13 protein-coding genes and 1 pseudogene are annotated in these 15,530 nt (G+C 62.0%); 7 read left to right on the top strand and 7 right to left on the bottom strand.

Features of this window, described 5'->3' with window-relative positions; all coding sequences use genetic code 11:
* Position 1 precedes the first annotated feature (1 nt).
* Complete coding sequence (gene argS, locus ACSQ3L_RS17755; RefSeq protein ID WP_436161134.1) at positions 2-1,759, bottom strand: arginine--tRNA ligase; 1,758 nt, start codon at positions 1,757-1,759, stop codon at positions 2-4.
* A 62-nt stretch (positions 1,760-1,821) separates the two neighbouring features.
* On the bottom strand, positions 1,822-3,036 hold the full coding sequence (locus ACSQ3L_RS17750; protein WP_436161133.1) for a deoxyguanosinetriphosphate triphosphohydrolase: 1,215 nt from the start codon (positions 3,034-3,036) through the stop codon (positions 1,822-1,824).
* Between the two features lie 73 nt (positions 3,037-3,109).
* Between ACSQ3L_RS17750 and erpA the strand changes: the two genes are divergently transcribed.
* The 6 genes and pseudogenes from erpA (at position 3,110) to ACSQ3L_RS17720 (ending at position 6,112) form a co-directional block, all read left to right on the top strand.
* The gene (gene erpA / locus ACSQ3L_RS17745; protein WP_352655190.1) at positions 3,110-3,457 is read left to right on the top strand and encodes an iron-sulfur cluster insertion protein ErpA; all 348 of its coding nucleotides are present in this window, start codon (positions 3,110-3,112) and stop codon (positions 3,455-3,457) included.
* Positions 3,458-3,461: 4 nt separating this feature from the next.
* Entirely contained in the window at positions 3,462-3,974 is a 513-nt protein-coding gene (locus ACSQ3L_RS17740) for a hypothetical protein (protein ID WP_436161132.1), read from the top strand.
* Between the two features lie 2 nt (positions 3,975-3,976).
* Positions 3,977-4,372, top strand: a complete 396-nt coding sequence (locus ACSQ3L_RS17735; protein ID WP_436163472.1) for a VOC family protein — start codon at positions 3,977-3,979, stop codon at positions 4,370-4,372.
* Between the two features lie 17 nt (positions 4,373-4,389).
* Entirely contained in the window at positions 4,390-5,184 is a 795-nt protein-coding gene (gene xth / locus ACSQ3L_RS17730; protein ID WP_436161131.1) for an exodeoxyribonuclease III, read from the top strand.
* Positions 5,185-5,355: 171 nt separating this feature from the next.
* The gene (locus ACSQ3L_RS17725) at positions 5,356-5,649 is read left to right on the top strand and encodes a hypothetical protein (RefSeq protein ID WP_436161130.1); all 294 of its coding nucleotides are present in this window, start codon (positions 5,356-5,358) and stop codon (positions 5,647-5,649) included.
* An 89-nt stretch (positions 5,650-5,738) separates the two neighbouring features.
* Positions 5,739-6,112, top strand: a pseudogene (locus ACSQ3L_RS17720) (endonuclease domain-containing protein).
* A gap of 87 nt (positions 6,113-6,199) precedes the next feature.
* Here the strand turns inward: ACSQ3L_RS17720 and ACSQ3L_RS17715 are convergent.
* From ACSQ3L_RS17715 to ACSQ3L_RS17700, 4 genes are all read right to left on the bottom strand, one after another.
* On the bottom strand, positions 6,200-7,039 hold the full coding sequence (locus tag ACSQ3L_RS17715) for a tetratricopeptide repeat protein (protein ID WP_436161129.1): 840 nt from the start codon (positions 7,037-7,039) through the stop codon (positions 6,200-6,202).
* Positions 7,026-8,750 carry a dihydroxy-acid dehydratase gene (gene ilvD / locus ACSQ3L_RS17710; RefSeq protein WP_436161128.1) on the bottom strand — a complete coding sequence of 575 codons (1,725 nt, stop codon included), beginning with the start codon at positions 8,748-8,750 and terminating at the stop codon, positions 7,026-7,028. The genes ACSQ3L_RS17715 and ilvD overlap by 14 nt, the downstream gene beginning before the upstream one ends.
* A gap of 317 nt (positions 8,751-9,067) precedes the next feature.
* Entirely contained in the window at positions 9,068-10,315 is a 1,248-nt protein-coding gene (locus ACSQ3L_RS17705; protein WP_436161127.1) for an outer membrane protein transport protein, read from the bottom strand.
* A 357-nt stretch (positions 10,316-10,672) separates the two neighbouring features.
* The gene (locus ACSQ3L_RS17700) at positions 10,673-13,456 is read right to left on the bottom strand and encodes a valine--tRNA ligase (RefSeq protein WP_436161126.1); all 2,784 of its coding nucleotides are present in this window, start codon (positions 13,454-13,456) and stop codon (positions 10,673-10,675) included.
* Between the two features lie 306 nt (positions 13,457-13,762).
* Here ACSQ3L_RS17700 and ACSQ3L_RS17695 point away from each other — a divergent pair, with 306 nt between their 5' ends.
* The gene (locus ACSQ3L_RS17695) at positions 13,763-14,395 is read left to right on the top strand and encodes a bleomycin resistance protein (RefSeq protein WP_436161125.1); all 633 of its coding nucleotides are present in this window, start codon (positions 13,763-13,765) and stop codon (positions 14,393-14,395) included.
* A 58-nt stretch (positions 14,396-14,453) separates the two neighbouring features.
* On the opposite strand, the gene ACSQ3L_RS17690 is transcribed toward ACSQ3L_RS17695, so the two are convergent.
* A complete protein-coding gene (locus ACSQ3L_RS17690) occupies positions 14,454-15,269 on the bottom strand; it encodes a DUF2497 domain-containing protein (RefSeq protein ID WP_436161124.1) in 816 nt (271 codons plus the stop codon).
* Positions 15,270-15,530: the final 261 nt, after the last annotated feature.

Here is a 15,530-nt window from a genome sequence, read left to right as displayed (position 1 = left end):
CCTAACGCATTTCGGTGGGCGCGGCGGCTCCGATCAACGTCAGGCCGGACGTCAAAACGTCCGAAACAGCCTGCACCAGCCCTAGTCTGGCATGCGTCAATTGTCGGTCGTTAACCTTAACAAAACGTAAGTCCGGATTATCCGTGCCACGGTTCCAGTGTCCATGGAAGCTGGAAGCCAGATCATAGAGGTAAAATGCCAGCCGATGCGGCTCGAGCGCAAGTGCGGCGGACTCGATCAGACGCGGGTATTCGGCAAGCTTGCGGACCAGGCCTATCTCGCCCTCGTCGGTCAGCAAGGCCACGGCCGACGCCAGGCTGTTGCGGTCGAAATTGGCTTCGCCCAACTGCTCGCTCGCCTGCCGGAACACCGAATGGCAGCGCGCCGAGGCGTACTGCACATAGAATACCGGATTGTCCTTGGACTGCTCGGTCACCTTGGCGAAGTCGAAATCCAGCGGCGCATCGTTCTTGCGGTATAGCATCATGAAGCGGATCGCGTCGCGACCGACCTCCTCCACCACTTCGCGAAGCGTCACGAAATCGCCCGACCGCTTCGACATGCGCACCGGCTCGCCTTCGCGAAACAGTTTTACCAACTGGCAAAGCAGCACGGTGAGCTTCACCTCTTCGCCGGCAATTGCCCGCGCCAGGGCTTCCAGCCGCTTGACATAACCGCCATGGTCGGCGCCGAGCACATAGATCAGGTCGACGAAGCCGCGATCGACCTTGTCCTTGAGATAGGCAACGTCGGCGGCGAAATAGGTGAACGAACCATCCGACTTGACCAGCGCCCGGTCCATGTCGTCGCCGACCGCGGTCGAGCGGAACAGCGTCTGCTCGCGGTCCTCCCAATCGTCGGGCTTCTCGCCCTTGGGCGGCGGCAGCTTGCCCTTGTAGATATGCCCCTTCAGCGTCAGGTCGTTGATCGCCAAGCGAATCTTCTTGGCATTGTCAGCGTGCAGCGTGCGCTCGGAGAAGAACACGTCGTGATGCACGTTGAGCATCGCCAGGTCCTCGCGGATCATCGCCATCATCGCATCGATGGTGCGGTCCTTGACGATAGCGAGCGCCTCGTCATCCGGCATCTGCAGCAGCGAGCGGCCGAACTCTTCGACCAGCGCCTGACCGACAGGCACCAGATAATCGCCGGGATAGAGACCGGCAGGTATTTCGCCGATGTCGTCGCCCAGCGCTTCGCGATAGCGCAGGAATGCGGAACGACCGAGCACGTCGATCTGCGAGCCGGCATCGTTGATGACATATTCCTTGGTCACGTCGTAGCCGGCGAAAGCCATCAGATTGGCGAGCGCGTCGCCGACGACAGCACCCCGGCAATGGCCGACATGCATCGGCCCGGTCGGGTTGGCCGAGACATATTCGACATTGGTCTTCCTGCCGCCGCCAACCGTCGAGCGGCCATAGTTGCGGCCCTCGCCAAGCAGTGCGGTCAGATGTGCCTGCCAGAAGCCGTCCTTGAGCCTCAGATTGACGAAACCAGGACCGGCCACTTCTGTCGCCGCGACATCCTTGTCGTCGCGCAGCGCTTGCGCCAGTCTTTCGGCCAGCGCGCGCGGATTCTGGCCAGTCGGCTTGGCCAACACCATCGCCGCATTGGTCGCCAGGTCGCCATGGCTGGCGTCGCGTGGCGGCTCGACGGCAATGCGCGACAGGTCAAGCGTAACGCCGTCTTTGTCTTTCAGATCAAGCGCTTCGACGGCTCTTATGATTCGCGCGGTGAAATCGGCGAAGATGTTCATTGGACGTGCTCTGGCGGCTTTGTGGCGAATCCGGCTCGTTGGCCGGCAAAATCGAGCCCGCCCTAGCTCAATTCAGGCGTATGGTCAAACAAACGCCGGTGTTCCTTGAGCGCGTAAGTGTCGGTCATACCCGCCAGGAAGTCGGCGACACTGCGTGCCTTGATGCGGTCGTCGGCCCGATCCAACCCCTCGCGCCAGCCGTCCGGCATGGCGCGCGGATCGGCGAAATAGGCATCGAACAGGTCGTTGACGATCTGCTCGGCGTCCGCGCGCACCCGCATCACCTCCGCATGCCGATAAAGATGCTTATAGAGAAAGGCCTTCAGTTCTTTCTCGAAGGCAGCCATTTCGGCCGAGAAAGCCACCATTGTCTCGCCCGCCGCTCTTGCCGCATCGGCGCTCCGCGGCCTGATACGCTCGAGATTGGCTGATGTGGAGACAATGACATCCTCGACCATGGCGGTGATCTGCCGCCGCATCAGCTCGTGGCCGGTGCGCACGTCATCGAGGGAGGGATAGCGAGCGCGCACGCCCTTCAGAATGGTTCCGGGCAGCGCAACCACCTCCAGCATATCCAGCGTCAGCAGCCCTGACCTCAGGCCATCGTCGATGTCATGCGTGTTGTAGGCGATATCGTCGGCGATCGCCGCGCATTGCGCCTCGATGCCGGCAAACCGGTCGAGTTCGAGGTCGTGCAGCTCAGAATAATCACGGATCGCCTGCGGCACCGGCCCTTTCAGACCCTTGCCCTTGGCGTCCGTCAGCGGTCCATTGTGCTTGACCAGGCCCTCCAGCGTCTCCCAGGTCAGGTTGAGCCCGTCGAATTCGGCGTAGCGCGCCTCCAGCCTCGTCACGATGCGCAGCGATTGCGCGTTGTGGTCGAAGCCGCCCCAGGCGGCCATCTTTTCGTTCAGCGCGTCCTCGCCGGTGTGGCCGAAGGGCGTGTGGCCGAAATCATGCACAAGCGCCACCGCCTCGGCGAGATCCTCGTCGCCACGCAGCGCCCGTGCCAGGGCGCGCGCGATCTGCGCCACTTCGATCGAATGGGTCAGCCGGGTGCGGTAGTGGTCGCCTTCATGCGCGATGAAGACCTGCGTCTTGTGCTTGAGCCGGCGGAACGCCGTCGAATGAATGATGCGGTCGCGGTCGCGCTGGAACGGCGTGCGGGTCGGGCTTTCCACCTCGTCGAACAGCCGTCCGCGCGACTTTGCCGGATCGCAGGCATAGGCGGCGCGTGGCCGATAGCCAAATCCGATGTCGCCCAACTCGTTGGTCATGATCGATGCCGCAGTTGACTTGCCCCGTCGCGCTTCATACCTATCATGTGAAACCGAAAGCAAGGTGACGCCGATGGGCGCGGATGCCAAGACTGCCATGAAAGTCGACATGACCGAGGCCGCCGCCAGGCGGATCGCCAAGATTGTCTCGGGCGAAGCCGGCAAAACGGCGCTGCGCGTGTCGGTCGAAGGCGGCGGTTGCTCGGGCTTTTCCTATAAGTTCGACCTGGTCGAGGGGGCGAACGATGATGACGTCGCCATCGAGAAAGATGGCGCCACGGTGCTGATCGACGATCTGTCGCTGGTCTATATGGGCGGCTCGGTGATCGATTTCGTCGACGATCTGATGGGCCAGTCGTTCCAGATCCGCAATCCGAACGCGGTCGCTTCCTGCGGCTGCGGCACGAGCTTCAGCATTTGACGACATGAAGCCGCTTCTCGAGGGCCATGAGGATCCGATTACGGTTCTTGTAGCCCGCGAGATCGAAGCAATTTCTGACACCGACATTCTTGGTTGGGCCAATCGTCACAAGGCATCTGAAGCGTATGCCGAAGACGCTGATTACCTGCAGCTCAGGCGATCCAATCCACGCAATGCCACCAGTATCGAAAATACTCGTGGTCATCTGCTGTCCTTGATCGCGCGGCATTTTCCCGGCTTCAACGAAAGGTCCAAAGAGGCGGAGCAGATCGCGCGTAAGCTATTCCTTCGACGCTTGCAGGCCTATCTTGAGGGCGAGATTAAACCCTCCGATATCTGCTGTATGGTGTCTCCCATCGAGCACAGATATGATTTTCCAGCCTGGCTTGGAGACCTATTCAACGCCTGCGACTGGCTTGACGAGCGTGCAACGCCTGAGCAATTACCACATCTGCGAAATGCAATTGAGCAAACGCTTGCGGCAAATGCCGACTTCCAACGTTCTGGGAGTAAATGAACATGCCTGCAATCGGCGCGGTCCGTCAGATCGCGCTGTCGGCTGGCCGTGACCTCGACGCGACGCTGGCGTTCTGGCGCGACGTGCTCGGCATGGCTGTCCATGCACGCTTCGATCCGCCGGGCATTGCCTTCATCATGGCCGGCGATATCAGACTACTGTTCACCGACGGCATACCGGCCGGAACCGTCTATCTCGACATATCCGGGCTCGATCGCTTCCATGCCTCGGCGGTCGCGGCGGGCGTGCCCTTCACCGCGCCGCCAACGCTTGTCCATCGCGACACCGAGGGCCAGTTCGGTCCAGCGGGGGAAAGCGAATGGATGGCCTTCCTAAAGGACCCGGCTGGCAATACGATCGGCTTCGTCGAACGCCTGCCGCCGCAAGAACCCAACTGAACAGCATTGAGACCGTCATGAAAATTGTCACCTGGAACATCAACGGTATCCGCGCCCGCATCGGCAACCTCACCCACTGGCTGACCGAAAGCGCGCCCGACATCGTCTGCCTGCAGGAGGTCAAGACGGTCGACGATCAGTTCCCGCGCGCCGAGATCGAGGCGCTTGGCTACAATGTTGAAACCCACGGCCAAAAGGGTTTCAACGGCGTCGCGCTGCTGTCGAAGCTGCGCTTCGACGAGGTGACCCGAGGCCTGCCCGGCGACGATGCCGACGAGCAGGCGCGGTTCATCGAAGGCGTTTTCTCGACCGACAAGGGCGCTTTGCGCGTCGCCTCGCTCTATCTGCCGAACGGCAATCCGATCGATGACGAGAAGAAATTCTCGTACAAGCTGTCCTGGATGGCGCGGCTGGAGCGTTGGGCAGAAGAGCGGCTCAGACTGGAGGAGGCTTTGGTGCTCGCCGGCGACTACAATGTCATTCCCGAGCCGATCGACGCGCGCTTTCCGGAGAACTGGCTGGGCGACGCGCTGTTCCAGCCGCAGACGCGGCAGGCCTTCCGCCGGCTGCTCAATCTTGGCTTCACCGAGGCGGTGCGCGCGGTCACCGACGGGTCCGACACTTATACGTTCTGGGACTATCAGGCCGGCGCCTGGCAAAAAAACAACGGCATCCGCATCGACCATCTGCTGTTGTCGCCGGAAGCCGCCAACCGGTTCTCATCGGCCTCGATCGAAAAGCATGTGCGCGCCTGGGAAAAACCGTCCGATCACGTCCCGGTGGCGATCGATCTCGCGCTGCAGCCGGCCTGACGACGCCTAGAGCCTGTTCCATCCCGATGGCAGCGGGATGGGGCTCTATCTCCTTGTTTGAACGTGATCTTTTCCGAAAACCCGATCCCACTTTTCGGGATCACGCTCTGAACCCTCATATCGCCACATTTCGCGCCGTTCATTGCGGGCCAGCATGGCGGCTGGGGTTCCATGAGCACACGATTTCATCTTTGTCCGATCGGCCTGGCATTTGCCATGGCCGCTCCGGGTGCGGCATTTGCCGACCAGGAATGCCTGGCCAATGGAAAATCCTACCAGATCGGTCAGGTCGCCTGCCTGACGGTGGCCGAGCAGAGCCATCTGGCCCGCTGCGACATGGTGCTCAACAACACATCGTGGACGAAGATCGGGGACAGCTGCCCCGAAAACACGCTGGCGCCCCATGTCGCGCCGATCTCGACGCCGGCCCCCAGCATGGTGCCGACGGAGCCGACCGCGAACTGAGCCAATCTCCCCCCTTGTGGGGGAGATGTCCGGCAGGACAGAGGGGGGCGCCGTAGGGCGCCAGCCCCAACAGCAACCGAGCATCGAGAATGCCTCACACGCCTCTGCCTCCAAACCATCGTGCAAACGCCAGGTCAATGCGCAAGGTGATGACATCAGCCGAGTTGAGGCTCTGGAACGAGCTTCGCGCGCACCGGTTGATGGGGCTAGCTTCCGGCGGCAATTTCCGATCGCCGGCTACATTGTTGACTTTGCTTGTCCTGGGAAGAAACTGGTCGTCGAAGTTGATGGCTCCCAACACGCGGAAGGCGATGCTGTCGCGGGCGACGATGCGAGATCATCGCGTCTGGAGCAGGATGGCTGGACTGTCCTGCGCTTTTGGAATGACGATATCATCCGTGACATCGACAATGTCTGCCAGCACATTGTAATCGTGGCCGGTGTTGCGGGTATGTCAGAATAACAGCAAGGCTGGCGGGACAGCGCCCCCCTCTGCCCTGCCGGGCATCTCCCCCACGAGGGGGGAGATCGGCAGTTCGACCAGCAACGCCTACTGGTCCGAGCTGCCGCCCTTGGTGAGGATGTCGTCGGCCAGCGAGATCGCGGTGCGGCGGTCGGCTTCGCCGGCGGTGGCAAATGCCTCTTCCTGCATGCCGCGGATCCATGGCTGATCGGCCGGCGAAGCGCGTTCGAGCGCCGCGGTCATCATCGCCAGGCCGCGAACGATCTTGCCGCTCTGGAACAGCAGATGGCCCAGCGTCGCTTGCGCGCCGGCATGGCCCTTCTCGGCGGCAAGCTGGAACCAGCGTCCGGCCTGCTTGACGCTGGCCTTCACGCCGCCCTCGCCCTTCAGGAACATCTGCCCCATCTCGAACTGCGCGTTCGGATTGCGGTAGTTGGCGGCGGCGCGCATGTAATATTCCTGGGCCGCCACCTCGTTCTCGGTGACCGGGCTGCCGGGAATGCCCTTGCGCAGATAGTCGCCAAGCGCGACCAGCGCGTCGGAGACATAGCTTTCCTCGGGCGAGCCGGGCTCGACATCCTGGTCGACGATTTCCGAGAAGAACTTGAACGCCTCGTAGTCGTCGCGCGCCACGCCGTCGCCCTCGGCATACATGCGGGCAAGCTTCCAGGTGGCGCCGATCTGGCCGTTTTCGGCGGCGTATTTGTAGGCCTCGGCGGCCTGTTCCTTGTGGCCGTTCTTGTAGGCGGAAAAGCCGAACTGGAACACCGCCCAAGGGCTCGATTGCGGCTTCACGCCGGTCTTGTCGTCGAACACCTTGTCGTCGAAGGCCATGGCCTGGCCCACGGCGCCAAAGGTCGCGCCAAACGTGGCGATCACGACCAGTGCCGAAAAGACAGACGACCTCAACAACTCAGATGTCCGCATAACAGTGTGTTTCTTTCGCACCGCCCGGATGGGTCACCGCGCCATCGCGCGCCGGCCCTACCGTCTGTGCATATTTCCATATCGCGCCCGACTGATAGTCGGTCGTGCGCGCCTTCCAGGTCTTCGCCCTCGCCGCCAGTTCGTCATCGGACAACGCCACATCGATCGTACCGTTCACCGCGTCGATCGAGATCAAATCGCCATCCCTGAGCAGCCCGATCGGACCGCCCACGGCTGCTTCCGGCCCGACATGGCCGATGCAGAAACCGCGCGTCGCGCCGGAGAAGCGCCCGTCGGTGATCAGCGCCACCTTGCCGCCCATGCCCTGGCCGTAGAGCGCCGCCGTCGTCGACAGCATCTCGCGCATGCCGGGGCCGCCGCGCGGCCCTTCGTAGCGAATGACGAGAACTTCGCCTTCCCTGTAATTGCGATGCGTCACCGCCTCGAAACATTCCTCTTCCGAATCGAAGCAGCGCGCCGGGCCGGAGAATTTCAACTCCGTCATACCCGCGACCTTCACGATCGCGCCTTCGGGGGCAAGGTTTCCCTTCAAGCCCACGACACCGCCGGTTTGGGTAATGGGTCTGTTGGCCGGGCGGACCACATCCTGGTGTTCATTCCAGGCAACGTGCTCCATATTTTCGGCCAAAGTGCGGCCAGTCACGGTCAGGCAATCGCCGTGCAGATAGCCATGGTCGAGCAGCGTCTTCATCAACAGCGGAATGCCGCCGGCCTCGAACATGTCCTTGGCGACATATTTGCCGCCCGGCTTGAGGTCGGCGATGTAGGGCGTCTTCTCGAAAATCTTGGCCACGTCGAACAGGTCGAACTTGATGCCGGCCTCGTGCGCGATCGCCGGCAGGTGCAGTGCCGCGTTGGTCGAGCCGCCGGTGGCCGACACCACGGTCGCCGCGTTTTCCAGCGCCTTCAGCGTGACGATGTCGCGCGGCCGGATGTTTTTCGCGATCAGCTCCATGATCTTTTCGCCCGAGGCGAAATTGAAGCGGTCGCGCATCTCGTAAGGAGCCGGTGCGCCACAGGAATAGGGCAGCGCCAGGCCGATCGCCTCGGCGACGGTGGCCATGGTGTTGGCGGTGAATTGGGCGCCGCAAGAGCCGGCCGACGGACAGGCCGCCTGCTCGATTTCGAGCAGTTCGGCATCATCGATCGTGCCGACCGAGTGCTGGCCGACCGCCTCGAACACATCCTGCACGGTGATCTGGCGGCCGCGATAGCTGCCGGGCAGGATCGAGCCGCCATAGATGAAGATCGACGGCACGTTGAGGCGCACCATGGCCATCATCATGCCGGGCAGCGACTTGTCGCAGCCGGCGAGGCCAACCAGCGCGTCGTAGCAATGGCCGCGCATGGTGAGTTCGACCGAATCGGCAATGACCTCGCGTGACACCAGCGACGACTTCATGCCCTGGTGACCCATGGCGATGCCGTCCGTGACGGTGATGGTGCAGAATTCGCGCGGCGTGCCGCTGGCGGCCGCGACGCCCTTCTTGACCACCTGCGCCTGACGCATCAGCGAGATGTTGCAAGGTGCGGCCTCGTTCCAGCAGGAGGCGACGCCGACCAGCGGCTGCGCGATCTCGGCCGCCGACAAGCCCATCGCATAGAGATAGGAACGATGCGGCGCACGCGCCGGACCGACGGTCACATAGCGGCTCGGGAGCTTAGCCTTGGAGATGACTTTGGCGTCCATACTCTTCCTTGCCCCATCTTTCCCTGCAATGGGGCGGTGCGGCCTGCCCCATCGCCGAGCCTTTTGGCGCGTGTCCCGAGACAAGATCGAGGTGCGCCGGGTTTATGGCGGGAAATGGGCAATTTCCTCGGCCTGACTTCTAGCGCAGGGGTTGTTCAGAAAGTGTTGCCAAAACGTCACAATCGCACGAGGCGCTAGCGATGCGGCTAATATGCAACGCAGCTTGAAAGCTGCGGCGGTGGAATTGCCATTGTCCGAGCCAGCAGCAATGAAAAGGCCGGGCGATGCCCGGCCCTTTCATTCGATTTTTCAAAGGTTTAGAACTTGATCTTGAGACCGCCCGAAATCGCCGTCACCAGATCGTTGCCGAAGTCGTAGCTCACTTCCTGGCCGGCCACATAGCCGTTTTCGCCAGCCACTGTCCCCGAATGGCCGCTGGTCAGCACGCCGATCGCGCCTGCCAGACGAACCTCGATGTTGGGCTTGGGCGTAAAGGCGACGCCGCCGCCCAGTGTCCAGGTGTCGGTCTGCGAGCCGTAGCCGTGCGACGTGCCACGATCCCATGAAAGCTGGCCGGCAGCACTCCACTGATCGTTGAACTTGTGGCCGATGCCGCCGGTGACGGTCCAGCCGTCACGATACATCAGATCCAGCGAGGTGATCTGGCCTGAATGGAGATCGTCACCCGTAACGCATGCCGCGGAGGGAGTACCTACGACGCAAATCGGAACACTCTGCAGCAGGCTCCAGTTGACCCACTTGAGCGAACCAAAGGCGAGCCAGTCTGGCGCAATACCCGACTGCAACTTCAATTCGACCGTGTCCGGCATGTACTGCGTCGAGCCATAGATCGGCAGCACGACAAGGCCAACACGTGTCAAATCCAGCGAGCCGGAGATATTGTCGAGCTTGACCCGCGAATTGTAGACCAGGCTGGCGCGCAACGCGATCTCGGGGATCTCGTAGGCAAGGCCGGCACGCCAGCCCCAACCGGTCCCCCTGAGGTCGACACGACCGGTACCCTGGAAACCCGGTACCAGCGGCGACACCAGATCTTGCTTGAAACCATAGACTTCCTGATAGTAGACGCCGCCGATGAAGCGAACCTGGCCTTTGCCGGCATCCATCTTGTAGGAGCAGGTAGTGGCGTAGTTGTTGCTCTTGATGTCCGTTTCCATGTTGGATTCAGCACCGGCCCACAGACCCGGATTTGTGTGCGCGCCCCAAGGCTGGGAATAGTCGAACATGCAGTCGACGCCCTGGACAACCTGCGCCTTGACGCCGATCCGCGGCACCCAATAGCTCTCGCTGTCGTTCGCCGTGCTGCCGAGGAAGGTCACATTGCCGTCGCTCGGGTCCGTGTCCACGCCATTCTTGAGTTTGCGCTGCGGCATGACGTAAGTCGCTTCGGCTTCCGTCGCGAACGGAGCCGGATCGAACAGAAGATCGATGTCGTAGCCGCCGCGCTCGATGCCGCCGGCATGCGCCGAATTCATCGCTGTCCCGATCAAAGCCAGTGAAAAGCAGCCCGCCCCAAGCAGCGCTTTCAGTCGCAGAATAGTCATGAAATGTCCTCCCCGAATTCGAGTGCATCAAGCTAGAACCAATTCAGGTTAACGGTGCAACAAGGAATTCAAGGGCGTACGTGTACATGTTCGCCAGGCGCATTTTTGACTTAATGCAACCAGATGCGGCAACGCCGAAAAACGGTCCTTGGCGCGGGTCTCGTCCTCAAAAAACTGGGAAAAACCATCCAAAAAGGCGTAAAAACAGCGCTTTTTGGAGGCCAAGAGCCCCATTGTTACATTATGGCAACAATGGGGCAAAAACTTCCGTTTACGTCAACATTAACGCAACGGAATGTCGATTTTCGAGGCAAAATCACCCATTTTAGAGGGCGCTAAAGTCTCGCGAATCTACCCTCAACCGGCGTCGCGAACCCTGGTCAGCGCCACCGAAAGCTTGTCCTGCGCATCGCGGTATTCGGCGAGCTTTTCACGCTCGGCGTCGACGATCTCGGCCGGCGCGCTGGCGACGAATCTTTCGTTCGACAGCTTCTTGTGCAGGCGCGCGATTTCCTCGGTCACCTTGGCCAGTTCCTTCTGCAGCCGTGCAGCCTCGGCGGCGAGATCGATCAGGCTGCCGAGCGGCAGGCAGATCGTCGCCTCGTTGAGCACGATCTGCGCCGAACCCTTTGGCGCGACATCGGCCAGCGAGATGTCGCCGACCCGCGCCAGCCGCTTGATCGCCGACTCCTCGCGAACAAGCCGTTCGCGGGTCACGTCGTTGGCGCCGACCACGACCAGCGGTGCGATGGCCGCCGGCGGCACGTTCATCTCGGAGCGCACGGAGCGGATACCGGAGACGAGGTCGACCAGCCAGTTGATGTCGGCGGCCGCCTCGGCATCCTCGAAGTCTGGCGACGGCCACGCCGCATGGCACAGCAGCGACGACCGTTCCTTGCCCTCGCCTGCGGTCTGCGCCCACAGTTCCTCGGTCATGAACGGCATCATCGGATGCAGCAGCTTGTAGATCTCGTCGAGCACGAAGGCGACGCAGGCGCGGCTTTCGGCCTTGGCCGCCTCGTCGGTGCCCATGAACACCGGCTTCAGCAGTTCCAGGTACCAGTCGCAGAACAGGTTCCAGACGAAGCGGTAGGCAGCACCCGCCGCCTCGTTGAAGCGGTATGAGGTGATGCCGTCGGTGATCTCGCGCGCGGCCCGTGTCAGCTCGGTGAGGATCCAGCGGTTGACCGCCAGCTTGGCGTCGTTCAGCCAGAAATCGTCATTGCGCGCGACCTCGTTCATTTCGGCGAAGCGCGTGGCGTTCCACAGCTTGGTGCCGAAATTGCGATAGCCGGCGATGCGCGCCGGGTCGAGCTTCACGTCGCGGCCCTGCGCCGCCATCACCGTCAACGTGAAGCGCAGCGCATCGGCGCCGTATTCGTCGATGAGGTCGAGCGGGTCGATGACGTTGCCTTTCGACTTCGACATCTTGGCGCCATTCTTGTCGCGCACCAGCGCGTGGACATAGACGGTGTGGAACGGCTCCTCGTCCATGAAGTGCAGGCCCATCATCATCATGCGGGCGACCCAGAAGAAGATGATGTCGAAGCCAGTCACCAGCACGTCGGTCTGGTAATAGGTCTTCAACTCGGGCGTCTCATCGGGCCAGCCCAGCGTCGAAAACGGCCACAGCGCCGACGAGAACCAGGTGTCCAGCACATCCTCGTCGCGGGTCAGGATCTCGCCCGGCTGAAAATTCTCGAGCTTGTCCTCGACCCAGGCCTTCCAAGGCCCTTCCAGCGCCAGATAATATTCGATCGCAGCACCTAGCGCCTCTTCCTCGGTCTTCTCGACGAAGACGCGTCCGTCCGGCCCGTACCAGGCCGGGATCTGGTGACCCCACCAGAGCTGACGCGAGATGCACCAGGGCTGGATGTTCTCCATCCAGTCGAAATAAGTCTTTTCCCAGTTCTTCGGCACGAAGTTCGTGCGACCCTCGCGCACCGAGGCGATCGCCGGCTTGGCCAGTTCCGCCGCATTGGCATACCATTGCTCGGTCAGGAACGGCTCGATCGGCACGCCGCCGCGATCGCCATGCGGCACGGCGTGGCGATGCGGCTCGACCTTTTCGAGGAAGCCGCCCTCTTCCATCAGTTCGACGATCTTCTTGCGCGCGACGAAACGGTCGAGGCCGTCGAGCTCATCCCAGATCGCCTGGCGCTCCGGCGTCACCTCGAGACCGGCGAGAAAATCCTCGTTGTCCTTGAGGCTCACCGCCGCCTCGGTGGTCAGGATATTGATCGCCGGCAGCTTGTGGCGCTTGCCGACCTCGAAATCGTTGAAGTCGTGCGCCGGCGTGATCTTGACCGCGCCCGAGCCCTTTTCCGGATCGGAATACTCGTCCGCCACCACGGGAATCTTGCGGCCGACGATCGGCAGGACGATGTTCTTGCCGACCAGATGCCGGAAACGCTCGTCGTCCGGGTGCACCGCGACAGCCGTGTCGCCCAGCATCGTCTCGGGGCGTGTCGTCGCCACGGTGATGAAGGTTTTTGGGTTTTCCGGGTCGAAGACCTGGCCTTCGATGGGATAACGGAAGTGCCAGAGGTTGCCGTTGACCTCTTGCTGCTCGACTTCGAGATCGGAGATCGCGGTGAGCAGCTTTGGGTCCCAGTTCACAAGGCGCTTGTCCTTGTAGATCAGGCCTTCCTTGTAGAGCGTGACGAACACTTCCAGCACGGCCTTGGACAGGCCTTCGTCCATGGTGAAGCGCTCGCGTGACCAGTCGGCCGAGGCGCCGAGCCGCTTCAATTGGTTGAAGATGGCGCCGCCGGATTCGGCCTTCCACTCCCAAACTTTCTCGATGAACTGCTCGCGGGTCAGGTCGCGGCGATGGATCTGTTTTTCCATCAACTGCCGCTCGACCACCATCTGCGTGGCAATGCCGGCATGGTCCATACCAGGCTGCCAGAGCACGTTCTTGCCGCGCATGCGCTCGAAGCGCACCAATATGTCCTGCAACGTGTTGTTGAGCGCGTGGCCCATATGCAGCGAGCCAGTGACGTTCGGTGGCGGGATGACGATGGTGAAGGCCTCAGCCCCCTCCTCGGCCCCGGCACCGGCGCGAAACGCATCGGCCTCTTCCCAGACTTTGGCGATCTTCGGCTCGACGGTTTTGGCGTCGTAGGTCTTTTCAAGCATGGGAAAATGGTCCGCGCTGTCGGGAGTTTTGCTGGTCCGGTGTAAATCGGAAGGTTTTGGCCAAGTCAACCGCAAGCGCTGCCTCGGACCCTCGAAGTCAAATAGGCGTGGCCATGATCAGATCAAGGAAGACCCACTTGCGATCGTCCATCAAGATAGCAGCCACTTGTTGCCCGGGAAAAGGGGGCTTGAACGCCTTGACCGCCAAGCGTCATGCCAATACCGTGACAACGCTGCTGTAGGGCGCATCGGCTTCCGGCCGGAGGGGCATGGCCCGCCTACGCCAACTCAACCCGCAGTGCGCCCATGCCAACGCTCGAACACCACAAGAAACAGGCCAAGCTCTATCTCAAATGGCACCGCGAACGGTACTATCCCGTCGCCGCTGTGATTGGATGGATATTGCCGCGTTTCCGCGACCTCAGCGACAGCCAGATCCTGGATCACGAGTTCAAGCTCGCCGACGCCCAGGAACTGGTCGCCAGGAAGTCAGGCTTCGAGAACTGGCAAGCGCTGAAGAAAGGTCTCCAAACCATGCCCGATCGTACAGCAGCAGATGCCGAAAAACCGCTCCTGGCCTTTGCCGAACCGCAGCTTTTTGTCTCAGACATTGAGGCGGCCTGCAATTTCTACCGGCAAAAGCTCGGCTTCGAGACGCGCTTCACCTATGGCGAACCGCCCTTCTACGCGCAAATCATCCGCGACGGTGCGCGGCTCAACCTGCGCCATGTCGACAAGCCTCCATTCATCGCCAATTCGGCTGATGACCTGCTGGCGGCAACGGTCATTCTCGACAACATCAAGGCGCTGTTCCTGGAGTTTCAGGCGGCCCAGGCTCCCTTTCACCAGACGTTGCGAACCGAACCGTGGGGCGCCCGCACGTTCATCGTCAGGGATCCCGACGGAAACCTCGTCTGCTTCGCCACCAGCGCGAACTGACCTCAGCAAAAGAAACGGCGCCACGAAGGCGCCGTTTATCCCCGCAATCGGTATAGAGCTACTGCGCGCCGCGCGCCACACGCTCGATCTCCTCGCGCACCAGCCTTTCGACCAGTGTCGGCAGATTGTTGTCGAGCCAATCCTGAAGCATCGGCCGCAGCATCTCTTCGGCCATCTCGTCGAATGTCTTCTTGCTGCGGCTGGCAAACGCATCGGAAAGCTCGCCGAAGGCGGCTGCGACCTGCCGGCCGGTGTGCTCGGAAACGATCGCCGGACGCGGCGCGTCGCTGGCCGGTCGAACCACGCTTGCATCCGGACGAGATGGCTCGACGGCTGCTTCCGCCGTCGGCTCCTCCCTTGGATTGTCCAGCTGAGATTGGATAGCCGGCTTGCGTGCCTCGCTCCTGTCCGGCACCGCCCTCGCCTGCTCACCAACCGCGGCGATCTCGCGCCGCCAATCGGCAATGGGAGCCTCGGCAGCTGCGACAGGACGCAGTGCTGGTGCGTCGACCGTGGCCGGCTCCGCGGCAACGCGGGCGCTGACCTCGGCAAGCGTCATCGACGGCTTTGCCGGGACGGGATCGGCGCGCGCCGGCGTTTCCACACGCGCGACCGGCTCGGCGGCCGGCAACTGTGCCCGGACTTCCGCTAGCGTGACCGGCTTCCTGACTTCGGGAGCGGCATGCAGGTCGGCACGGAATGCCTCGACGTCGGGAACTGTATCGGCGCTCGACGCCGGCTCCGGATTCCGGCTGAACTCATCCGCGTCGCCCGGCTGCTTGCGGCCGCCGTCGCTGTCCTCGATGATCCGCCTGATGGAAGCCAGTATCTCTTCCATGGAAGGTTCGCGCTGTGCGCTGCTTGCCGTTGCCATCGTCACATCCGCCGCCTTTGTGACCCCTGTGGATTTCCGCTCCGGCAAAGCCGGATCGAATCATGGCGACAGCGTAACCGACGGATCGCCGTACGAGAATCCCCAATCTGGGGACTTGTGGGATTTCAACAGATTAGGGTGATCTCGAACCCGAGAGCTGCGGAGCAAGTCCGAGCAGAACGCCCCAGAGACTGTTTCGAAATTCGCTCTGGCGAGTCATATGGTGGTGGTTTCGAGAACCGTAGCGCAGCGGACATTTGG

Source organism: Mesorhizobium sp. LjRoot246, from assembly GCF_964254115.1.
Lineage (GTDB): Bacteria > Pseudomonadota > Alphaproteobacteria > Rhizobiales > Rhizobiaceae > Mesorhizobium.
Note: the sequence above shows the minus strand (reverse complement) of the source record. Positions and strands in the feature narration are given on the sequence as shown.

What these genes read in the sequence shown, in the direction of transcription:
- argS (WP_436161134.1), bottom strand. Translation starts at nt 1,759, where the DNA reads ATGAACATCTTCGCCGATTTCACCGCGCGAATCATAAGAGCCGTCGAA.
- ACSQ3L_RS17750 (WP_436161133.1), bottom strand. Translation starts at nt 3,036, where the DNA reads ATGACCAACGAGTTGGGCGACATCGGATTTGGCTATCGGCCACGCGCC.
- erpA (WP_352655190.1), top strand. Translation starts at nt 3,110, where the DNA reads ATGGGCGCGGATGCCAAGACTGCCATGAAAGTCGACATGACCGAGGCC.
- ACSQ3L_RS17740 (WP_436161132.1), top strand. Translation starts at nt 3,462, where the DNA reads ATGAAGCCGCTTCTCGAGGGCCATGAGGATCCGATTACGGTTCTTGTA.
- ACSQ3L_RS17735 (WP_436163472.1), top strand. Translation starts at nt 3,977, where the DNA reads ATGCCTGCAATCGGCGCGGTCCGTCAGATCGCGCTGTCGGCTGGCCGT.
- xth (WP_436161131.1), top strand. Translation starts at nt 4,390, where the DNA reads ATGAAAATTGTCACCTGGAACATCAACGGTATCCGCGCCCGCATCGGC.
- ACSQ3L_RS17725 (WP_436161130.1), top strand. Translation starts at nt 5,356, where the DNA reads ATGAGCACACGATTTCATCTTTGTCCGATCGGCCTGGCATTTGCCATG.
- ACSQ3L_RS17715 (WP_436161129.1), bottom strand. Translation starts at nt 7,039, where the DNA reads ATGCGGACATCTGAGTTGTTGAGGTCGTCTGTCTTTTCGGCACTGGTC.
- ilvD (WP_436161128.1), bottom strand. Translation starts at nt 8,750, where the DNA reads ATGGACGCCAAAGTCATCTCCAAGGCTAAGCTCCCGAGCCGCTATGTG.
- ACSQ3L_RS17705 (WP_436161127.1), bottom strand. Translation starts at nt 10,315, where the DNA reads ATGACTATTCTGCGACTGAAAGCGCTGCTTGGGGCGGGCTGCTTTTCA.
- ACSQ3L_RS17700 (WP_436161126.1), bottom strand. Translation starts at nt 13,456, where the DNA reads ATGCTTGAAAAGACCTACGACGCCAAAACCGTCGAGCCGAAGATCGCC.
- ACSQ3L_RS17695 (WP_436161125.1), top strand. Translation starts at nt 13,763, where the DNA reads ATGCCAACGCTCGAACACCACAAGAAACAGGCCAAGCTCTATCTCAAA.
- ACSQ3L_RS17690 (WP_436161124.1), bottom strand. Translation starts at nt 15,269, where the DNA reads ATGGCAACGGCAAGCAGCGCACAGCGCGAACCTTCCATGGAAGAGATA.